Source organism: Amycolatopsis sp. NPDC051903, from assembly GCF_044452505.1.
GTDB lineage: Bacteria > Actinomycetota > Actinomycetes > Mycobacteriales > Pseudonocardiaceae > Amycolatopsis.
In genome coordinates this window covers 392259-412185 of record NZ_JBITBT010000004.1, presented here as the reverse complement: position 1 = coordinate 412185, position 19927 = coordinate 392259, and the positions used below count along the sequence as shown (strand labels likewise).

General features: G+C 72.5%; 15 protein-coding genes and 1 pseudogene. 11 read left to right on the top strand and 5 right to left on the bottom strand.

All coding sequences use genetic code 11. From position 1 onward, the window contains the following. Positions 1 to 42: 42 nt before the first annotated feature. Entirely contained in the window at positions 43 to 759 is a 717-nt protein-coding gene (locus ACIA77_RS12870) for a S1 family peptidase (RefSeq protein ID WP_395886009.1), read from the bottom strand. A 206-nt stretch (positions 760 to 965) separates the two neighbouring features. On the opposite strand from ACIA77_RS12870, the gene uvrC reads away from it, so the two are divergent. Genes uvrC through whiA form a run of 4 tightly spaced genes read left to right on the top strand, consistent with a single transcriptional unit; the run spans position 966 to position 5894 of the window. Continuing rightward, complete coding sequence (gene uvrC / locus ACIA77_RS12865; RefSeq protein ID WP_395886008.1) at positions 966 to 2984, top strand: excinuclease ABC subunit UvrC; 2019 nt, start codon at positions 966 to 968, stop codon at positions 2982 to 2984. Positions 2985 to 3034: 50 nt separating this feature from the next. Beyond that, a complete protein-coding gene (gene rapZ / locus ACIA77_RS12860) occupies positions 3035 to 3892 on the top strand; it encodes an RNase adapter RapZ (protein ID WP_395886209.1) in 858 nt (285 codons plus the stop codon). Position 3893: 1 nt separating this feature from the next. Then, positions 3894 to 4865: a uridine diphosphate-N-acetylglucosamine-binding protein YvcK gene (yvcK, locus tag ACIA77_RS12855; protein ID WP_395886208.1), complete on the top strand. Its 972-nt coding sequence runs from the start codon at positions 3894 to 3896 to the stop codon at positions 4863 to 4865. Positions 4866 to 4901: 36 nt separating this feature from the next. Continuing rightward, the gene (gene whiA / locus ACIA77_RS12850) at positions 4902 to 5894 is read left to right on the top strand and encodes a DNA-binding protein WhiA (protein ID WP_395886007.1); all 993 of its coding nucleotides are present in this window, start codon (positions 4902 to 4904) and stop codon (positions 5892 to 5894) included. Here the strand turns inward: whiA and ACIA77_RS12845 are convergent. Next, positions 5891 to 6754, bottom strand: a complete 864-nt coding sequence (locus ACIA77_RS12845) for a hypothetical protein (protein WP_395886006.1) — start codon at positions 6752 to 6754, stop codon at positions 5891 to 5893. The two genes, whiA and ACIA77_RS12845, sit on opposite strands and share 4 nt — an antisense overlap. Positions 6755 to 6787: 33 nt before the next feature. After that, positions 6788 to 7662 (bottom strand): annotated as a pseudogene (locus tag ACIA77_RS12840) (sterol desaturase family protein). A 70-nt stretch (positions 7663 to 7732) separates the two neighbouring features. Here ACIA77_RS12840 and ACIA77_RS12835 point away from each other — a divergent pair. Next, complete coding sequence (locus tag ACIA77_RS12835) at positions 7733 to 8341, top strand: TetR/AcrR family transcriptional regulator (RefSeq protein ID WP_395886005.1); 609 nt, start codon at positions 7733 to 7735, stop codon at positions 8339 to 8341. Positions 8342 to 8558: 217 nt separating this feature from the next. On the opposite strand, the gene ACIA77_RS12830 is transcribed toward ACIA77_RS12835, so the two are convergent. Further along, on the bottom strand, positions 8559 to 8996 hold the full coding sequence (locus ACIA77_RS12830) for a PPOX class F420-dependent oxidoreductase (protein WP_395886004.1): 438 nt from the start codon (positions 8994 to 8996) through the stop codon (positions 8559 to 8561). A 77-nt stretch (positions 8997 to 9073) separates the two neighbouring features. Between ACIA77_RS12830 and ACIA77_RS12825 the strand changes: the two genes are divergently transcribed. From ACIA77_RS12825 to ACIA77_RS12810, 4 genes are read left to right on the top strand one after another with little or no spacing between them, the layout of a single operon-like run. Continuing rightward, positions 9074 to 10552, top strand: a complete 1479-nt coding sequence (locus ACIA77_RS12825) for a hypothetical protein (protein WP_395886207.1) — start codon at positions 9074 to 9076, stop codon at positions 10550 to 10552. Further along, a complete protein-coding gene (locus tag ACIA77_RS12820; RefSeq protein ID WP_395886003.1) occupies positions 10552 to 11355 on the top strand; it encodes a hypothetical protein in 804 nt (267 codons plus the stop codon). Before ACIA77_RS12825 ends, ACIA77_RS12820 begins: the two co-directional genes overlap by 1 nt. A gap of 10 nt (positions 11356 to 11365) precedes the next feature. Continuing rightward, positions 11366 to 15886 carry a hypothetical protein gene (locus ACIA77_RS12815; protein WP_395886002.1) on the top strand — a complete coding sequence of 1507 codons (4521 nt, stop codon included), beginning with the start codon at positions 11366 to 11368 and terminating at the stop codon, positions 15884 to 15886. A 19-nt stretch (positions 15887 to 15905) separates the two neighbouring features. Then, complete coding sequence (locus ACIA77_RS12810) at positions 15906 to 16733, top strand: TIGR03620 family F420-dependent LLM class oxidoreductase (protein WP_395886001.1); 828 nt, start codon at positions 15906 to 15908, stop codon at positions 16731 to 16733. Here the strand turns inward: ACIA77_RS12810 and ACIA77_RS12805 are convergent. Beyond that, positions 16730 to 17374, bottom strand: a complete 645-nt coding sequence (locus tag ACIA77_RS12805; protein WP_395886000.1) for a LysE family translocator — start codon at positions 17372 to 17374, stop codon at positions 16730 to 16732. The genes ACIA77_RS12810 and ACIA77_RS12805 overlap by 4 nt on opposite strands. Before the next feature lie 72 nt (positions 17375 to 17446). Here ACIA77_RS12805 and ACIA77_RS12800 point away from each other — a divergent pair, with 72 nt between their 5' ends. Beyond that, the gene (locus ACIA77_RS12800) at positions 17447 to 18634 is read left to right on the top strand and encodes a winged helix DNA-binding domain-containing protein (protein WP_395885999.1); all 1188 of its coding nucleotides are present in this window, start codon (positions 17447 to 17449) and stop codon (positions 18632 to 18634) included. Positions 18635 to 18921: 287 nt separating this feature from the next. After that, positions 18922 to 19926, top strand: coding sequence for a type I glyceraldehyde-3-phosphate dehydrogenase (gene gap / locus ACIA77_RS12795; protein WP_395885997.1), 1005 nt, complete (start codon positions 18922 to 18924; stop codon positions 19924 to 19926). Position 19927: the final 1 nt, after the last annotated feature.

The following is a 19927-nucleotide window of genomic DNA, read 5'->3' as shown; positions in this document are numbered from 1 at the left end:
CCCGGGGCACCCGGCCACGCACCCCCGGCTCGGTGTGCCCGGTCAGACGCCCGCGGTGCTGCGGATCCACGAGCGGCTGGTGGCGACGCTCGCGTAGTTGTTGGTGCCGCGGGTGTTCGTGCCGCTCTGGTTCTGCACGGTCGACGCGACGCCGACCTGCACGCCGTTCGAGACCTCGGGCCCGCCCGAGTCGCCCTTCCACGCCGAGCCGTCGATGCCGACGCTCTGGATCGCGCGCCCGCCGTACGCGTCGGTGGAGCGCCCGGTGACCTGGACGTTGGCGACCTTCAGCGACGAGGCCGGCGGACCGGTCGGGGTCGTGCGGCCCCAGCCGTAGAGCTGGTTGGTGCTGCCCGTGGCCGGGTCGGCGCTGCCGAGGGTGATCGGCTTCGCGGTGGTGGCCTGCGCGAGGTGCAGCAGCGCGATGTCGCCGCGGGGTGACTGCTCCTCGCGGTCCACGGCGATCTTGGTGCCGCCGAAGAGCGTGTTGGTGCCGACGCGCACGTACATGCCGCTGCCGTCCTCGTCGAGGCAGTGCACGGCCGTCATGACCCAGCGCGACGCGACGACGGTGCCCGAGCAGTTGAAGCCCTGGAAGTCGCGGCCCGGCGTGTTGACGTACACCTGCGCACCCCAGCTGACGGTGGGCGCGGTGCCGCCGCCGACGATGTTCGTCTGCGCGGTCGCGGCGGTGCCGCCCGCGAGGGTCAGCGCGACCGCGGCGGCCGTGGCCGCGCCGGCGAAACGGGTTCTTCTCACGGGGGTTCCTTTCGGTGGGGACCGGAATCGCCGGGTCTCGGCTGGAACGGACCGTAATCAGCGCGTCACCCGGCCGGGAACCGACGAAGGTCGCTCGTGTCCGAATCACCCGACTTCCGTCGGGTCGGGGCAGCGTCGGGCGGGCTCCCGGGAGCCGAGGACCGGGGCCTCGCAAATCTGTCGGGGCCGCGCCATAGGCTGGACGGGTGGCTGACCCGACCACCTACCGTCCCTCGCCGGGGAGCATCCCGGACGCCCCTGGCGTGTACAAGTTCCGCGACGCCGCGAAGCGGGTCATCTACGTCGGCAAGGCCAAGAGCCTGCGCAGCCGCCTGAACTCCTACTTCGCGGACCTCATGGGCCTGCACCCGCGCACGCGCCAGATGGTCACCACGGCGGCGAGCGTCGAGTGGACCGTGGTCACCACCGAGGTCGAGGCGCTGCAGCTCGAGTACAACTGGATCAAGGAGTTCGACCCGCGGTTCAACGTCCGCTACCGCGACGACAAGAGCTACCCCGTGCTCGCGGTGACGCTGAACGAGGAGTTCCCGCGCCTGCACGTCTACCGCGGGGCGCGCAAGAAGGGCGTGCGCTACTTCGGGCCGTACTCCCACGCGTGGGCCATCCGCGAGACGCTCGACCTGCTGCTGCGCGTTTTCCCCGCCCGCACGTGCTCGGCCGGCGTGTTCCGCCGCCACGGCCAGATCGGCCGGCCGTGCCTGCTCGGCTACATCGACAAGTGCTCGGCGCCGTGCGTCGGGCGGGTGACGGCCGACGAGCACCGCTCGATCGTCGAGGACTTCTGCGACTTCCTCGCGGGCCGCACCGACGTGATGATCAAGCGGCTCGAGCAGGAGATGGCCGCCGCGTCGGGGGAGCTGGAGTTCGAGCGCGCGGCGCGGCTGCGCGACGACCTCGGCGCACTGCGCCGCGCGATGGAGAAGCAAGCCGTGGTGTTCGGCGACGGCACCGACGCCGACGTGGTCGCCTTCGCGCACGACGAGCTCGAAGCCGCCGTGCAGGTGTTCCACGTGCGCGGCGGGCGCGTGCGCGGGCAGCGCGGGTGGGTCATCGACAAGGCCGAGGAAATGGCCGTCACGGACCTCGTCGACCAGTTCATCACGCAGTTCTACGGCGAGGAAGCCGAGCGGGCGGCGCGCGACGGCGTCGACACCGGTCCGGTCGTGCCGCGCGAGGTGCTCGTGCCCGAGCTGCCCGCGGACGCCGATGCACTCGCCGAGTGGCTCTCGGGCCTGCGGGGTTCGCGGGTGCGGGTGCGCGTCGCGCAGCGCGGCGACAAGAAGACGCTCGCCGAAACCGTGGAGCGCAACGCGGGCGAGGCGTTCACGCAGCACAAGCTGCGCCGCGCCGGCGACCTCACCGCGCGTTCGGCCGCGCTGCAGGAGCTGCAGGACTACCTCACGCTCGACAGCGCGCCGCTGCGCATCGAGTGCATCGACATCAGCCACATCCAGGGCAGCGACGTCGTCGCGTCGCTCGTGGTGTTCGAAGACGGGCTCGCGCGCAAGTCCGAGTACCGCCGGTTCGCGCTGCGGGAGGCCGCGGAGGAGGGCGACGTCGCGTCGATCGCGGAGGTCGTGCGGCGCCGGTTCCACCGCTACCTCAAGGAAACGGCGACGGAAACCGTGGAAACCGTGGACACTGCGGAATCCGCTGCGCCGGCCCGTGACGAGGCCGAGATCGACACCTCGCGGCCCGGCATCGACCCCGACACCGGACGGCCGCGCAAGTTCGCCTACCCGCCGAACCTGCTCGTGGTCGACGGCGCGGGCCCGCAGGCGACGGCGGCGGCCGACGTGCTGGCGGAACTGGGGATCACGGACATCGCGGTGGTGGGGCTCGCGAAGCGGCTGGAAGAGGTCTGGCTGCCCGGCGACCCCGATCCGGTGATCCTGCCGCGCACGTCCGAAGCGCTGTACCTGTTGCAGCGCCTGCGCGACGAGGCCCACCGCTTCGCCATCCGCTACCACCGCGAGAAGCGCTCCAAGCGGCTGTCGGCGTCCGAATTGGACAGTGTGCCCGGGCTCGGGCAGGCTCGGCGCACCGCGCTGATCAAGCACTTCGGCTCGGTGAAGAAGCTCAAGCAGGCCAGGGTCGAGGAAATCGAGGCGGTGCCCGGCTTCGGCAGGCGCACCGCGGAGGCCGTGGTGGCGGCGCTGGCCGGGGAGACCGGCGCCGGCTCGGGAGGGGACAAGGGGTCGTGATCGGGGAAGGAACCATCGTGAGTGCGCAAGAGGAGAACCGGGGAACCGGGATGGAGGTCGCCGTCGTCAGCGGCCTGTCCGGAGCGGGGCGCTCGACCGCGGCGAAGTGCCTGGAGGACCTGGGCTGGTTCGTCGTCGACAACCTGCCGCCGGAGCTGATCGCCACCATGGTCGAGCTCGGCGCGCAGGCGCGCGGCGCGATCACCAAGGTGGCCGTGGTGATGGACGTGCGCTCGCGGGCGTTCACCGACGACCTGGCCTCGGTGATCAAGGACCTCGACGCGCGGGGCTACAAGCCGCGCGTCCTGTTCCTGGAGGCGACCGACGCGGTGCTGGTGCGCCGCTTCGAATCGGTTCGCCGCGGGCACCCGATGCAGGGTGACGGCCGGCTCGCCGACGGCATCACGGCCGAGCGCAAGCTGCTCGCGCCGCTGCGCGAGGAAGCCGACCTCGTGCTCGACACGTCGGCGCTGTCGGTGCACGACCTGCGCGCCAAGATCGAGGACGCGTTCGGGTCCGAGGCGAGCACGCAGACGCGCGTGACCGTGCTGTCGTTCGGCTACAAGTACGGCCTGCCGATGGACTCCGACCTCGTGATGGACGTGCGGTTCCTGCCGAACCCGTTCTGGATCCCGGAGCTGCGCGAGCACACCGGGCTCGACGGCGAGGTCCGCAACTACGTGCTCTCCCAGGAGGGCGCGGAGGAGTTCCTCGACCGCTACCACCAGCTGCTGCGGCTCATCGGCGCCGGGTACAAGCGCGAGGGCAAGCGGTACCTGACGCTGGCCGTCGGCTGCACGGGCGGCAAGCACCGCAGCGTCGCGATCTCCGAGGAGCTCGCGCACCGACTGTCCAATGAAGACGGAATGGCCGTGAAGGTGGTGCACCGCGACCTTGGCCGTGAGTGACGTGCGCGCGGTCGCGCTCGGTGGCGGACACGGCCTGCACGCGACGCTGACCGCGTTGCGGCGGGTCACCCGCGAGGTCACGGCGGTGGTCACCGTCGCCGACGACGGGGGCTCGTCCGGGCGGTTGCGCCGCGAACTGGGCCTCCTCCCGCCGGGCGACCTGCGGCAGGCCTTCGCGGCCTTCGCCGCGGAGGATGGCGGCGCGCTGTGGGCCGAGGTGTTCCAGCACCGCTTCGGCGGCGACGGCGCGCTGGCCGGCCACGCGGTGGGCAACCTGCTGCTGGCCGGCCTCTTCGAGGTGCTCGGTGATCCCGTGGCGGCGCTCGACGAGGCGAGCCGGCTGATGGGCATTTCCGGGCGCGTGCTGCCGATGTCGCCGGAGCCGCTGGAGATCGAGGCCGAGGTGAGCGGTCTCGACAGCGAGGACCCCGACGCCGTGCGGCGGATCCGGGGCCAGGTCGCGGTGGCGAGCACACCCGGCCAGGTGCACCGGATCAGCCTGCACCCGATGGGCCGCCAGCAACGGCCGCCGCACGGCTGCCCGGAGGCCATCGAGGCGGTGCTGCGCGCCGACGTCGTGTTCCTCGGGCCCGGGTCGTGGTTCACGAGCGTGCTGCCGCACGTGCTCGTGCCGGATCTGCACGACGCGCTCGCGCGCACGAAGGCCACGAAGGTGGTGGTCCTCAACCTTGTCCCCCAGCCGGGGGAAACTGCCGGATTCTCACCTGAGCGGCATCTGGACGTACTCTTCGAACACGCCCCCGCGCTGCGGGTCGACGCCGTGATCGCGGACCGCGATTCCGTGCCCGACCCGGCGAGTCTGCGCCGGGCGGCGGAGCGGCTGGGCGGCCGCGCCCACCTGGGGGCGGTGGCCGACCCGGTGGTGGAGGGACGGCATGATCCTGATGCGCTCGCCCGGTGCATGCGAGAGGCTCTCGGCCTCGATGGGGGAACCAGCGGGCACCGTGGCTGACGGCGGGCGCGCAGCGGAAGGCAGGAGGGGCAGTACATGGCGATGACCGCCGCGGTGAAGGACGAACTCAGCAGGCTCGAAATCACGAAGGTCGGGCCACGCCGGGCGGAAGTCGCGTCACTGCTTCGCTTCGCGGGCGGGCTGCACATCGTGGCCGGGCGCGTGGTGGTGGAAGCCGAGCTCGACACGGGCTCCGTGGCGCGGCGGCTGCGCAAGGAGATCCACGAACTCTACGGTCACCAGTCCGACGTGCACGTGATCACCGCCAGCGGCGGCCTGCGCAAGGGCACGCGCTACGTGGTGCGCGTCGTCAAGGACGGCGAGGGCCTCGCCCGCCAGACGGGGTTGATCGATCAGCGCGGGCGTCCCGTGCGCGGCCTGCCCGCCGCCGTCGTCTCCGGCGGGGTCGCCGACGCGGAAGCCGCCTGGCGTGGCGCGTTCCTGGCGCACGGTTCGCTGACCGAGCCGGGCCGGTCGTCGTCGCTCGAGGTCACCTGCCCGGGTCCGGAAGCCGCGCTCGCGCTCGTCGGCGCCGCCCGCCGCATGGGCATCCAGGCCAAGTCCCGCGAGGTCCGCGGCGCCGACCGCGTCGTCGTGCGCGACGGCGACGCCATCGGTGCCCTGCTGACGCGCCTCGGCGCGCACGCGAGCGTGCTGCAGTGGGAAGAACGCCGCATGCGCCGCGAGGTCCGCGCCACGGCCAACCGCCTTGCCAACTTCGACGACGCCAACCTGCGCCGCTCGGCCCGTGCGGCCGTCGCGGCGGCCGCCCGGGTCGAACGCGCCCTCGAAATCCTCGGCGACACCGCCCCCGACCACCTGCTGGCCGCCGGCAAATTGCGCCTGTCGAACCGCCAGGCGTCGCTCGAGGAACTCGGCCAGCTCTCCGACCCCCAGATGACGAAGGACGCGGTCGCCGGCCGCATCCGCCGCTTGCTGGCCATGGCGGACAAGCGGGCGAAGGAGCTGAGCATCCCGGACACGGAGTCGGCCGTGACGGCGGAGATGCTGGAGGACGAGGAAGCCTAGGCCCTGCGTTGCCTCGGCAGCTTCAGTTCGGTGACCAGCGCGCGTAGCCACGGCTGCGCGATCGCGGGTTCCTTCACCAGCACGCCGACCATGCGGTCGCGCACGGCGGCCGTGCGCCCGGCCGCCACGACCGCCTGCGCTTCGGCGAGGGCCTCGCGGGTTTTGTCGTCGTGCCGCGGCGCACGGGCTTCCTCGGCGGACCAGCGCTTGCGGGTGAAGGAGCGCGTCAGCTTCGGTTGCCAGTTGCCGAAGTAGCGCCAGACGTCTCCGTCGAGGGACACGTTCTGGACCGCGCTCGCCGGCAGGTCGGCGGTCCAGTCCGCGTGCTGCTGCCACCGCCACGTCTTCGGGCTCGTCGCTTCCCGCGAGGTGATCCCGACGAACCGCAGCCGCCGCCGGACCTCGCCCCAGGCGACGCCGTCGTCGGCCGCCCAGTCGCGCAGCAGGGCTACGAAGGTCCGGAACGTACCGCCCGAGTGCACGAGGTCGGTGAACACCACCGGCCGCCCACCCGCGGCGAGCCCGGCGGGGGACACCCCGGCGCCGGCGAGGTTGGCGCGCAGTTGCGCGGTCTCGCCGGGCCGCATCGGCCCGAGCAGCGGGCTCCCGACCGAGCCGAGCGACAGCGGCAGCAGGTGCAACCGTGCGGTGTCGGTCAGTGCGCCGCTCAGCAGGTCGTGCACGCTGTCGCCGGACCGGCCCACGAAGTGCAGCTCGCCGTCGCCGCTTCGCGCCAGCACCCGCGCCGCCGTCACCGCGAGCTCGTCCAGGTACCACAAGTCCGGCACCCCGGCGGGCAGGGCGCCGACGTGGTCCGGGCGCACGAGGTCCCAGCGGTACGGGCGGATCGGTTCAGGCACCCGTCCAGAACACCATGGGCCGCAAGCGATTTCTCACGCGACGACGGTGGCTGCCTCCGCCCGGGCCGGCTGCCAGCCGGGCGGGCCGAACACGTACCCCAGCCGCGAGCGCCAGGAATCGGCCAGCGCAGGTCGCGCAGGATCGAGCCGTACTCGTGGAAGCCGACCTCGAGCAGGTTGTACGTCTCGATGTTCTTCGTCAGCCCGTACGTCGGCCGCTTGCCCTCGGGGACGAAGCTGCCGAACAGCCGGTCCCAGACGATCAGGATGCCGCCGTAGTTCGCGTCGAGGTACTCGGCGTCGCTGCCGTGGTGGACGCGGTGGTGCGACGGGGTGTTGAACACGTACTCGAACCAGCGCGGCAGCTTGCCGACCTTCTCCGTGTGCACGAAGAACTGGTACACGAGGTCGATCGACAGCCCCGTGAGGATCAGCCACGGCGGGATCCCGCACAGCGCGAGCACGGACCAGAACGGCAGCTGGAAGTACGGGGTCCACTTCTGCCGCAACGCGGTGGAGAAGTTGTAGTGCTCGCTCGAGTGGTGCACCTGGTGCCCGGCCCACAGCAGCCGCACGCGGTGGCTCGCGCGGTGGTAGGCGTAGAACACGAGCTCCTGGCCCAGCAGCATGAGCACCCACGTCCACCAGTCGCGCGGGTCGAGCTTCACCGGCGCCAGCTCGAACAGCACGGCGAACACCACCAGCATCACGAGCCGGAACAGCGCGTTGACGCCGAGCGCGACCGTGCCCATCAGCATGCTCGTGCGGGTGTCCGCGGCGCTGTAGCCGACCACGCCGTCGTCGTGCCCCAGCACGTGCACCGCGACGATCTCCACCGCCACGAACAGCAGGAACACCGGGATCGCGTAGAGCACCGGATCACGCAGGTGCGCCAGGAAGTCGGCCACGTCGTCTCCTCCACCGGGAACTGACTCAAAGGTAAATTACCTCAGGGTCACTTACGGTAGGCTCATCCTCGTGACAGGGTCAAGGGCCGTCGGGACGAAGGGTGTGCCGCGCGGCGAACGCGAGTCGCAGATCCTCGCGGCGGGCACCGAGGAGTTCGGCCGGGCCGGGTACGCGGGCGCGTCGATGGTGGAGATCGCGCGCCGGGTGGGCGTCACGAAACCGTTGCTGTACCAGTACTTCGGCTCGAAGGACGGGCTGTACCTCGCCTGCCTGCACCGGGCGGGCGACCGGCTCACCGACGGCGTCGCCGAGACCATGGCGGCCGGTGGCGAACCCGATCGCATGCCGCTCGCGGTGCTGGCCGCGATCTTCGCGACCTTCGACCACGACCGCTACGCCTGGAAGCTCCTGCGCGACCCGACTGTGCCGGGCACGGGTGACATCGCGGCCTCGGCCGCGGGCTACCGCGAGCGGCTCGACGCGTTCGCCCTGGTGGGCGCGGGCCGGCTGCTGGCGGCCCGGGGCTTGTCCGACCCGCTCGACACCGAGGCTGTCGCGCACGTCTGGACCGGTGTCGTCGACTCGCTGATCGGGTGGTGGATCGACCGGCCCGGCGAGACGGCCGCGTCGATGACCCGGCGCTGCGAACGCGTGATGGCGAGCCTGTTCGGCTGGTGAAGCGTCCGCTGTGGACGGAGCGTGGACGGAAGGTGCGGCCGGGACAGCCGGCGCCGCTCCGGCTGTCCCGGCCGCGGTCCGGAGGTGCTGGAAGCGAGTCGGGGTTTGATAGTTAGGAAACTTTCCTATCTATTACCGAAGATCACACCACCCGGACGGGGCGGTGTCAATACCGGACCGTCCGATCACTCTTCGTGCGTGGACTGGTCCAGCCGGCTCAGCCGGCGATGTCCGCCCGGGCGATCACCTTCGTGATCTTCGCCCGGACGAGGGATTCCTCCGGCACCGCGTTGCGCTTGCCGTACGCCTCGGCCAGGTCGGCGCCCATGTAGCGGCCGCCGAGGCGGGTGGCCCAATCCAGCATCTCGTCGAGGTCGTGGTGCAGCGTCGCTTCGGCGGTGAACTGCACGTAGGAGTACGGCGGCCGCTGGTCGTCGACCGCCAGCGACAGGCGCGGGTCGCGGCGCAAGGCCTTGCCCTTCAAGGTGTCCGTACCCGTCGTGAACACGATTTCGGCACCATCGGGGCCCTCGTTCAGCAGAAACCAGATCGGCGTGACGATCGGGGCGCCGTTGGCGCGCACGATCCCCAGCATCCCCGTCCGCGTGCCCTCACTCGCGAACGCCCACCACTCGTCCCTGGTCATCTCACGCATGTGGGTCACGCTAGCCGTCCGCGTGTGCGGGGGCCTGAGCAGGCCGACTAGCCTGGCCTGCTGTGCGAGACGACGAGATGGGGAGCGCGGGCCTGGCCGACGAGGGGCTGACCCGCCGGCTGAAGGCGCTCGCGTGCACCGCGCCGCTGCACGACCTCGACGCCCGCAAGGCCAAACTCGACTGGGCCGAAGCCACGGTGTACCAGATGGCCGAGATCGCGCTGCACACGATCGACCAGGTCACCATCGCCATGGACTTCGACACCGGCGCGGGCCACGACCAGGTGATCGACCGGCTGCTGCCGTTCATCGCGCAGCAGGCGCGTTCGCGCACGCCCGAGGAGCACGTGCGCGTGGCCAAGTGGGTGCTCGACAACCTGATCAACGTCGGCACCACCGACCGCGGCTTCCGGCGCGTCTACGGTTCGATGGGCCCGGACGGCTACCAGCGCCGGCAGTTCGACTTCAAGCTGCTCGTCGAGCTGGCCGCGCCCGACGGCGAGGTGTACCTGCGCGCCACCGACGAAGCGATCAACGTGCTCGTCGGCGCGCTCGACACCGACGTCGAGTCGGCCCAGATCGCGGCCGAGGTGAAGCTCGAGAACCTGATCAACCGGGGCCGGCTGGCCGACGCGAAGCTCGCGGCCGAGCAGGCGCGCTACCGCACCGTCCAGTACGGCGAAACCTTGCGCGCCAAGCTCGACGCCACCCGCCGCGACGTGCGCGCCGTCGACTGGGAGCTCGAGGTCCCGGAGCTGATCGACACCGCGCTCGGGCACATCGAGTCCCGCTTCCGCGCGGAGAACGCGATCCTCAAGAACATCACCACCGCGCGCGACGAGTCCGAGGACGTCGACCACAAACGCCGCGCGGCCGAGCTCGTCGACATCGTCGCCGACTGCATCCGCCGCCACACGCGTCTCCAGTCGCGCCTGGCCGCCGCGGGGGCGGTGTTCCGCGCCGAGCAGGACCGCCAGCAGTTCTCCGGACCGCCGCAGCGCGCGACGATCGACCTGTTCGGCCAGCTGCTCGTGCCGACGCTCGGGCTGCCGCTGGCCGACGCCGTCGGGCCCGCCGAGCACTTCTTCCACGCCGTCGCCGGGATCACGCCGCCCGTGGTGCCCGCGCTCTCGTCGCTGGTGTCGCTGCTGCTGCGGCCCGCCCCCGAGCGCGACCAGCTCGTGGGCGAGATCCCCGAACCCGAGCTGATGCCCGCCGAAGACACCGACCGCTTCGGCGACGACGTGTGGCGCCTGGCCGACGACCTGCTCGACCTGCCCGACGTGCCGCGCCGCCTGTCGGGCCTGCTGGAGGACGCGCGCCGCACCAAGCAACCCGGGCTGGCTGCTCTGGTCGCGCTGCGCGCCCTGCACGCCTACAGTCCCGAGGTCGGCGCCGCGCGCCGCCAGGGGGAACGCCAGGTGCTGCTGGCCGTCGACGACGGCACGTTGCTCGAGGACCCCGAGTTCGGCGGAGCCGATCTGCTGCTGTCCACTGCGCAGGTCGAGCGCGCCGAAGACCACGATGCCGAACCCGAGCCCCAGGAGGTCGCCTGATGCCCGTGACCCACACGAGCGTCGACGCCGAGGCCGCCGCGCGCCTGGTCGCGTTCGGCATGCGCCCGAAGCAGCTGCCCGCCCGCGACGTCGTCTACGGCGAGCTGGTGCGCCGCTACGCCGAGGACAACGCGTTCAAGGCGCTCACGCACGCCGTCGCTTCGGGCCTCGGGCTCATGGTGCTGGAGGTCAACCAGCAGGCGGGCGCTGTGCTCGCGGCCGTCGACGAGTCGATCTTCGAGATCAAGATGGACAGCTACGCGCGCCAGGCCAAGATCCGCGAGCGCCGCGAGACCGAGAAGGTCATCCACGGCCTCATCCACCTCGCCGCGGCGGCGCTCGCCTACCCGCGGCCCGACGACCTCGCCAACGACACCTACATCGGCCGCGTGAGCGTGGAGCAGGTCGACGCGATGGTGCGCGAGGCCGCGCGCATCCTCGACGAGCGCGCGCAGCAGGCCGAGGCCAACAACGACCCGCTGGCCGACGCGCCGGAGCTGGAACAGGCGTGGCGCGCCTACGCCCGCCGCCCGGCCGCGGCGGCCACGAAGGACGGCCGCCTGGCCGCCGACACCACCCGGGGCATGGTCGCGCGCGCCCTGCGGTTCCTCGCCGACCAGGGCTTCCTGGTGCCGGTGAGCGACGAGCAGGGCGGGACCTACCGCACCACGCCCCGGTACCAGATCCAGGTGCGCGAGCTGGCCGCCGACGCGGCGTTCGACGACTTGCTCGCGCTCGACGTCGTCGCGGTCGCGAGCGCGGGGGGAACGTTGCGCGCGACCGCTTCGGACACGTTGCAGTAGAGGGGATTCGATGTACGAGCTTTCGCGGGTCCGCCTGCACTCGGTGGGCCCCGCGGGCGCCCGCTACCAGGACGTGGTGCTGGACTTCAGCGGCGTCGGCGCCACCATCACCGCGCCGAAGCAGGACGCGCTGTTCAGCGCCGGCATCCACGCCGGGGGACCGGTGCGCCGGCCCTCGCCCGCGAGCGTGCTGTTCCTGGAGAACGGCGGCGGCAAATCGGTGCTGATCAAGCTGATCTTCTCCGTGATGCTGCCGGGCCGCCGCCAGGTCGTGGGCACCACGAGCACCAAGGTGCTGGAGAAGTTCGTGGCGGCCAAGGACGTTTCGCACGTCGTGCTGGAGTGGCTGCACGTGGAGACCGGGCACCGCGTGATCACCGGCAAGGTGTCGGAGTGGCGCGGGCACGTGACGTCGGCGGATTCGGAGAACCTCGTCGACTCGTGGTACTGCTTCCGCCCGACGGCGGCAGTGGGGCTCGATTCGCTGCCGCTGACCGAGGACGGCCGGCTGCTCACCATGTCCGGCTTCCACGACCGGATCGCCGCGGCCTCGATGGCCGAACCGGAACTGGAGCTGTCGTGGACGCGGCGCCACCACGAGTGGACGGCCAAACTGGACTCGCTCGGTCTCGACACGGAGCTGTTCCGCTACCAGCGCGCGATGAACGCCGGCGAGGGCGAGGCGGCCGACGCGTTCCAGTTCTCCACCGACGAGACGTTCGTGGAGTTCCTGCTGCGCGCCGTGCTGTCGGAGGACGAGCCGAAGGACCTCGCCGAGGTCGTGTCGACGTATGCGCACAACCTCGCGCAGCGCGGTGATCTGCTGGCGGAGAAGGACTTCGTCGAGGGTGCGCTCGAACTGCTCGGCCCGCTCGCCGACGAGGAGGGCGTGGCCGCCGCGTCGCGCCGGATCGCCGAGTCGGCCCGGGCGGACCTGCAGGAGCTCGCCGGGCGCATCCACGCGCGCAACGAACTCGAGAACGCGCGGCTCTCAGGGCTGGAAGAGCACGTCGACGAGGTCAAGTCGGCGGAGAAGCTCGCCGAGGGCGACCACCGGCGGCTCGCGGCGGGGGTCACGGAGCTGCGCCGGCTCGTCGCCGTGCTGCGGCTGGACGACGCGCAGGAAGCGCGCAAGCGCGTGGACGACGAGCTGGCCGAGGCGAAGACGGCCGCCGAGGCGTGGCGCGAAACCGCCACCGTCCTCAACCAGCTCAACGCGGCGCGCAAGGCGAAGGACCTGCGCGAGCTCGTCGGCAACCGCGAGGAGAAGGCGAAGCCCGCGCTGGCCGCCCGCAACGCGGCGGCTTCGGCGCTCGCGCGCGGCCTGCGGGCGCTCGCCCGCGACGCGCAGCGGCAGGCCGACCAGGCCGAGGCCCACGCCGGCGCGTTGCGCGCCGAAGCGGAAAAGGCGCAGACCGACCGCGACGAGGCCGCGAACCTCGCCGCTTCGCGCCGGGCGGAGGCGCGGGGGCTGTCGTCGCGCATCGCCGAGCTGCGCGAGGAGATCTCGAACTCTGTCCGAAGTGGACTGCTCGCGGCGGGAGCGGACGTGCCGGAGGCGGCGCGAGCCGCGCGCACCGAAGCCGACGAAGCGGCGGCCGAACTCGGCCGGCGCGAGCAGGAGCTCGACCGCGCGCGGGAGGATCTGCAGGCGGCGCAACGGGCGGTGAACGAGGCGAACCAGTTCGCCGGGTCCACTCAGGACCGGTTGGCGCGCGCGGCCGAGGACCTCGACCGGGCGCACCGGCGCACGGACGCGCTGGCGGCCGAACCCCGGCTCGTCGAGCTGCTGGCCGCCGACGACGTGCGCCTCGAAAGCGATCTGCCCGTGCTGCTGCAACGGCTTCGCGACGCGAGCGCGGCCGTCGAGAAGGAGCAGACGGCGCTGCGCATGGAGGAGTCGGCCGACGAACGCGCGCTCGCCGCGCTCGGCTCCGGGGGGCTGCTGCCGCCGCCGCACGACGTGCAAGCAGCGCTCGACGCCCTCGAACAGGCCGGGATCACGGCGTGGTCCGGCTGGCGGTACTTGTCCAAATTGGACGCCGGGCGCCGCGCCGAGGTGCTGGAACGCCTGCCGCAGCTCGTCGCCGGGGTGCTGCTGAACGACGCCGCGCAGGTGCCGCGGGCGCGTGCGGTGCTGGCGGCCGGGCGGCTGCTGCCCAGCGCCGTGGTCGCCGTCGGCACCACCGGGGCGTTCCAGCAGGACGACGCGCCGGCCGCGGCGGGCGTGGAGTTCCTCGTGCCGCCGAACCCGGCGATGTACGACGAGGAAGCCGCCGACACCGAACGCGAAGCGGTGGCGCAGCGGCACGCCGAACGGCAGCGCCGCCTTGAGCAGCTCGCCGGTTCGCTCGCCACCGACGGCGCGCTGACGTGGAAGCTCACCACGTGGCGCGAGGACTACCCGGCCGGCGCGATCGCGACGCTCGCCGAACAGGCCGAGAGCGCCCGCGTCGCGCGCGAGACCGCGCAGACGGCGCTCGGACAGGCGGAAGCGGAATTCGCGCGGTTGAGCGAAAAATCGGCCACGCTGCGCGAACGCGTGCCGGCGTTGCGCACCTCGGTGGCCGAGGGCGAGGAGAAGGCCCGGCGGCTCGGTGAGCTCGCGACCCGGGCGACCCGCGTCGCGGAGTGGACCGAAGAAGTCGAGCGCGCCACGGAGATCGCCGAGCGCGCCGAAGCCACCGCGGCCGACGCGGCGGCCCGCGCCGCGCGGTTGCGTGAGCAGGCGGGGGAGGAGCAGCGCACCGCCGACGGGCACCGCCGCACGGCGACCACCGCCCGGTCGGAGCTGGCCGAGGTGCCGGGTGCCGCCGAAGTGGCGGAAGACCCCGAAGACACCGAAGACCCCGAGGCGCCGGCCGAACCGGTGGACGCGCTGCGCCGGACCTTCGCGTCGGCTTCGGACGCCTACGCCAAGGTGGAGGTCGGCAGCGACCTGCGGTCCGAGCTGGAACAGGCCGAGTCCGCGGAGGCCGCGGCGGCGTCCGCGCTCGAAGCGCTCGACGAAGCGGTGCGCACGCGCGCCGCGGAGCTGCTGGAGACCCCGGACGGCTCCGACGCGTCGGCCCGCGCGGCGGCGCTGGCCCGCGCGCGGCGCGGGGTGGACGCCGTGGAGGAGGAGCGCACCGAGGCGATCGGCCTGGTGTCCACGCGGCGGGCCGAGCTGGACGTGCTGCCGCTTCAGACGGGTGCGGCGTCGCCGGCCGAGCGGCCCCGCGACATCGAACACGGCCTGGAGCTCATCGACGCCGCTTCGCTCGAGGTGTCGGCCGCGGCCCGCAAGTGGGAGGAGCTGCAGGAACGGCGAGCGGCAGCGGAGGCGACGCTGGACGCGGCCAAGGCTTCGGCGTCCGGGTTCGGGCTGCTCGGGGAATCACTCGCGCACTTGCTGACCGAGGACGCGAACGCCGAGGCGTACGACGGCGACGTCGAATCCGCGCGCGCCAAGCACGCGCAGCTGAACGCCGTGCTGTCGAACGCGCAGGAGTCCGCCGACACGGGCGACCGGCGCGTGCGCGCGGCCGCGGACCAGCTGGCGCAGTACGCCACGGAGAAGCGCTTCGAGAAGCTGAGCACGCCGGTGCGCCAGCAGGTGATCTCGGTGAAGCGCGACCAGCTGCCCGCCCACGCGGCGGAGTGGGCCGAGGCGCTGCGCCCGCGGCTGCGCACGCTCACCGACGACCTCGCGCAGATCGACCGCCACCGCGGCGGCATCATCACGCGCCTGCAGGGCATGGTCGACGGCGCGCTGCGCACGCTGCGCTCGGCCCAGCGCGTGTCGCGGCTGCCGGATGGGCTCGGCGACTGGTCGGGCCAGGAGTTCCTGCGCATCCGCTTCACCGAGCTCGAGGACAACGTGCTCGCGGACAAGCTCGGTGAGGTCGTCGACGAGGCGGCGGTGGGCAAGACGGCCGACGGCCGCGACGTGAAGCGCGACGGCCTGTCGCTGGTGCTGCGCGGCGTGCAAGTGGCCGCGCCCAAGGGGTTCCGCGTCGACATGCTCAAGCCGGATTCCGTGCTGCGCACCGAACGCCAGCGCGTGTCGGAGATCCGCGACGTGTTCTCCGGCGGCCAGCAGCTCACCGCGGCGATCATCCTGTACTGCACGCTCGCGGCGCTGCGCGCGAACAACCGCGGCAAGGCGCGCAACCGCCACTCCGGCGTGCTGTTCCTGGACAACCCGATCGGCCGCGCGTCGGCGGGGTACCTGCTGGAGCTGCAGCGCGCGGTCGCGGAAGCCCTGGGCGTGCAGCTGATCTACACCACCGGCTTGTTCGACGCGGGCGCGCTCGCGGAGTTCCCGCTCATCGTGCGGCTGCGCAACGACGCCGACCTGCGGGCCGGCCGGAAGTACCTGTCGGTGGACTCGACGATCCGCACCTCCCTGGAAGACCTCGGCGACCCGGACGGCGTCGCCCGGCTCTCGGCGACGCGGATGTTCAGCAAGGCCGACGCGCCGGAAGAGCACGCCGAGGACTCCGGTGCCGAGTCCGCGGTGGATTCCGCTGTCGACGAACAACCGGCGTGATCGGAACACCACCGGGGCGGTGCCGGTTGCCACCGGCATGACGGCATTCGGCCCGGTGGGGGCGGCGACACCCGCGTTCGGCACGGCGGACTCGGCGGCGGCGGTCGCCGAGGCGGTGCGGCTGGAGGAACTCGGCTACTCCACGGTGTGGCTCCCGGGCGGTCAGGGCGACAACCTTGCACTCGTGCCCGAACTCGTGCGCGCGACGCGGCGGGTGACGGTGGTCAACGGGATCCTCTCCGTCGACCGGGTGCGCGCGGCCGACGTGGCGGCCCGGTACCGCGACCTGGCGGCCACGCACCCCGGCCGCTGGCGGCCCGGCCTCGGCGGCGCCCACGGCGCCCGCCCGCTCGCCACGCTGTCGGCTTACCTGGACGAGCTCGACGCGGTGGTCCCGGCCTCGCAGCGCGTGCTGTCCGCACTGGGCCCCCGCATGCTCGAACTGGCGCGCGACCGCGCGTCCGCGGCGTACCCGTTCCTCGTCACGCCCGACTACGTCGCGTCGGCCCGCGAGCTCCTCGGCCCGGACACCGGCCTGGCCGTCCTCACCACGGTCGTCGCCGACCCCGACCCGGCCCGCGCCCGCGACACCCTGCGCACCGGCTCGCTGCGGTTCCTCGCCGGCGTCCCGGGTTACGCCGCCAACTTCCGCCGCATGGGCTTCACCGCCGCCGACGTCGCGGACCTGTCGGACCGCCTGCTCGACGGCGTGACCGTCCACGGCGATTTCGACACGGTCGTGGCCCGGCTGCGCGAGTACCGCGCCGCGGGTGCCGACCAGGTGGTCGTCTCGCTCGACGGGCTGCCCGGCGAGTGGCAGCGCGACCTGGTGACCGCGGTGGCCTAGTCCTTGCGGCCCGTGAACGCGAGCGTCGCACCCAGGCCGATCATCACCAGGCCCCCGGTGCCGCCGACGAGTTCGAGGCGGCGGGGCGAGCGGGCGAACCACGTGCGCGCCGTGCCGGCGACGAGGGCCCACGCGCTGTCGGTCGCCAGTGCGATGGCCGGGAGGCAGATGCCGAGCAGCAGCATCTGCGCGGGCACCGACCCGGCGGCCGGGTGGACGAACTGGGGGAGCAGCGCGGCCAGGAACACGATCGACTTCGGGTTGGCGAAGCCGACGACGAAGCCGACGCGCAGCACGGACAGCGTGCGGCCCGGGGTGCTGCGCACGGCGGCCGCCATGGCGTCGGCGAGCTTGCGGCGCTTGCGGATCGCCTGGACGCCCAGGTAGACGAGGTACAGCGCGCCCGCGAGCTTGATCGCGGTGAACACGGCGGCCGACGTGGTCACGACCGCGCCCAGCCCGAACGCGACGGCCACCACCTGCGTGTACACGCCCGCGGCGTTGCCGAGGACGGTGAGCAGCGCGTCCCGGCGCCCGACGGTCAGCGCGCGGCTGATGGTGAACAGCACGCTGGGGCCGGGGACGACGACCATGAGGAACGTCAGCGCGGCGAAGGCCGCGAGGTGTGCCGGGGTGACCATAGGCCGAGGGTAATCGCGGAGCGAGGCGGCGGACGAAGCGTTTTTGTCGCACCCCGCTGGTACAACGAGCGCGTGAAGATCTCCCTCGCGCAGCGCCGGGCCCGGCTCGGAGTGCGCCACGGCCTCGCGGCTCCGGCGACCACCGTCGAGGACGCCGCGGCCGGTGTCGTCGCGCTGCACGCGACCGACCCGGCGTCGGTGTACCTCGCCGCGTGGGCGCGCACGCCCGCCGGGACCGACATCGTGGGCGAGGTCGAGCGCGCGCTGTACGAAGACCGCACCCTGGTGCGGCTGCTCGGCATGCGCCGCACGGTGTTCGTGCTCGACGTGGCGACGGCGGCGCTCGCGCAGGCCGGCTGCGCGGCCGACATCGCCGTGCGGCAACGGAAACTGCTCGAACAGCACCTCGGCACCGTCGGGCACCCCGCCAACGTCGAGGATCCGCCGCGGTGGCTCGCCGAGGTCGCCGTGAGCGTCGAAAAAGCCTTGCGCGCCAGGGGATCCGCGACCGCGCAGGAGCTGGCCCACGACGAACCGCGGCTGCGCCAGCAGTTGCACATGGCGAAAGGCAAGCCGTACGCCGCGATCGCGAACGTCACGAGCCGCGTGCTCTTCCAGCTCGCGGTCGACGGCCGCATCGTGCGCGGGCGGCCGCGCGGCAGCTGGCTGAGCACCCAGTACGTCTGGGCCCCGCTCGACGGCTGGCTGCCGGGTGGCCTCCCGGAACTGCCGGCCGCCGAGGCCCGCGCGGAGCTGGCTCGCCGCTGGCTCCACGCCTTCGGCCCGGCTCCCGCCTCGGACCTCCGCTGGTGGACCGGCTGGACGGCCACGCAGACGAAACAGGCCCTCGCCGCCCTCGACACCACCGAAGCCGACCTCGACGGCGAACCCGGGCTGGTGCTCTCCGACGACCTCGACCCCGTCGCCGAACCGGAACCGTGGGTCGCGCTGCTGCCCGCCCTCGACCCGACGGCGATGGGCTGGTCCGCCCGCGACTGGTACGTCGGCCCCCACCGCGCCGCGCTCTTCGACCGCAGCGGCAACATCGGCCCCACCGTGTGGGCCGATGGCCGCGTCGTGGGCGCCTGGGCGCAGCGACCGTCCGGCGAGATCGCGCTGCGGTTCCTCGAAGACCCCGGCCGCGAACGGAAAGCGGCGGTCGAAGCCGAAGCCGTCCGTCTGCAGACCTGGCTCGGCGAGACACGCGTCGTGCCCAAGTTCCGCACCCCCGTCGAACGGGAGCTCTCGGGCGGCGGGTGATTTCCGATCTTCCGGACACCGCCGGCGCGTCAGCCGACCACGTGAACCGTGGCACCAAGACCGATCAAGCGAGTGGTCCGCACCCCCGGCCGGGCCGCGGGCCGATTTCCGGGCGCAAGCTTGTGAGCTGGCTTCTTAATCGATTCTTGACGGTGCGGCGCAGTGGTGGAAGTCTCGTCAGGGCGGTCAGGGACGACCGCGCGCGCACGCTAGGGTTGCGCCGAACCCGGAAGTCTTCCGGGGCGTGGGCCCCGGTTCGAGGATCACGAACAAGAGGAGTGGCAGCAGTGACCGTTCGCGTAGGTGTCAACGGCTTCGGCCGGATCGGCCGCAACTTCTTCCGCGCCGTGAAGGCGAGCGGCCACGACATCGAGGTGGTCGCGTTCAACGACCTCGGCGACGTCGCCACAATGGCCCACCTGCTCAAGTACGACTCCGTCCTGGGCCGGTTCCCGGGTGAGGTGTCGCTGTCCGACGAGGGCATCGTCGTCGACGGCACGACCATCAAGGCGCTGGCGGAGCGCGACCCGGCGAACCTGCCGTGGGGCGACCTGGGCGTGGACGTCGTCGTCGAGTCGACCGGTTTCTTCACCAACGCCGACGCCGCCAAGGCGCACATCGCCGGCGGGGCCAAGAAGGTCATCATCTCCGCGCCCGCCAAGGGCGAGGACCTCACCGTGGTGCTGGGCGTCAACGACGACAAGTACGACGGCTCGCAGGTCATCATCTCCAACGCCTCCTGCACCACCAACTGCCTCGGCCCGCTGGCCAAGGTCCTGCAGGACGCGTTCGGCATCGAGCAGGGCCTGATGACCACCATCCACGCCTACACGCAGGACCAGAACCTGCAGGACGCCCCGCACAAGGACCTGCGCCGCGCCCGCGCCGCCGCGATCAACATCGTGCCGACCTCCACCGGCGCCGCGAAGGCCATCGGCCTGGTGCTGCCGGAGCTCAACGGCAAGCTCGACGGCTACGCGCTGCGCGTGCCGGTCCCGACCGGCTCGACCACCGACCTGACCGTGACGCTGACCAAGAGCGCCACCCTCGAAGAGGTCAACGCCGCGTACAAGGCCGCCGCCGAGGGCCCGCTCGCCGGCATCCTGCGCTACAACGAGGACCCGATCGTGTCCTCGGACATCGTCACCGACCCGGCGTCCTGCATCTACGACGCGCCGCTGACCAAGGTCATCGGCAACCAGGTCAAGGTCGTCGGCTGGTACGACAACGAGTGGGGCTACTCCAACCGCCTCGCCGACCTGGTCAAGCTCGTCGGTTCGAAGCTCGCCTGAG